Genomic DNA, 1,104 nt, shown 5'->3' with positions numbered 1-1,104 from the left:
CCTCACGCCTTATAGAAAGAAGCGCCGCAGGAAAACCAGGCATGTCGGGGCGTGGTCGCCAAAGCCTGCGCCACCCATGTAGTCGCGCTGGCACGGCATCGACAATTTCCGTTCGCAAGGTCTGGCGGTTAACCAGTGACCCGTAGCCGAAATAGGCAACGAGCCGTCCGCTTTTTGCCAATGCCGCGACCCTATCCGTCAATCGACGCGGTTCCCGTTCACAATTCGGTAGCTTGGTTTGTACATCGTCACCAGTTCTTCGGAAGCCGTCGGATGCACTGCCATGGTTCGGTCGAAGTCATCCTTGGTGCAGCCGGCCTTGATTGGTATCGCGAGGAGCTGCGCCATTTCACCCGCATCCGGCCCGAGAATGTGAGCACCAATGACCTGGCGCGTCGCTGCGTCGACGATCAACTTCGTCAGCATCTTGTCCTTGGCGCCGGATAGCGTGTTGCGCATCGGGCGGAACAGAGCGCGATAGACTTCCAGTTCCCTGTACTCCTTGGCGGCATCCGCTTCGCACAGGCCGACAGTGCCAATTTCGGGCTGCGAGAAAACCGCGGTAGCAATCTGCTTGTGGTCAGGCTTGGTCGGATTGTCCTTGAACGCGGTTTCGAGGAAACACATGGCCTCGTGAATGGCGACTGGCGTCAGTTGCACCCGGTTGGTCACATCTCCAACGGCCCAAATGTTGGATTTCGATGTGCGAGAGTAGGCATCGACTTTGATCGCCCCAAGTTCGTCAACCTCGACGCCGGCTGCCTCAAGGCCGAGCGACTTCGTATTCGGGACCCGTCCAATGGCGAGCATGATCTGATCGGCTTCAATGCTTTCACCGGAGCCGAGATGCGCCATAAGGCGGCCGTTGTCGCCACGCTTGACTTCCTTGACCATCTCTACACAACGAATGCGGATGCCTTTTTCGGTCATCGACGCATGCAGCAATTGCCGTAGATCATGGTCGAAGCGCGAGAGAATTTCCTTGCCGCGGTAGACGAGCGTCGTGTCGACGCCAAGACCGTGGAAAATGTTGGCAAACTCCACGGCGATATAGCCGCCGCCTTCGATGACGATCGCCTTGGGCAATTCCTCAAGATGAAACGC

At 57.8% G+C, this 1,104-nt stretch carries 1 protein-coding gene and 1 pseudogene; both read right to left on the bottom strand.

Annotation, left to right across the window (positions count from 1 at the left end; all coding sequences use genetic code 11):
• A pseudogene (locus AAAB35_RS24960) lies at positions 1-202 on the bottom strand (gamma-glutamylcyclotransferase); the annotation flags it as partial.
• The coding region (locus AAAB35_RS24955) for an FAD-dependent oxidoreductase (RefSeq protein ID WP_340670998.1) at positions 199-1,104 on the bottom strand (906 nt) is incomplete at its 5' end. The pseudogene AAAB35_RS24960 and the gene AAAB35_RS24955, both read right to left, overlap by 4 nt.

Origin of the sequence: Phyllobacterium sp. (assembly GCF_037994425.1) — a bacterium.
Classification (GTDB): Bacteria; Pseudomonadota; Alphaproteobacteria; order Rhizobiales; family Rhizobiaceae; genus Phyllobacterium.
This window is presented reverse-complemented; position numbering and strand designations above follow the sequence as displayed.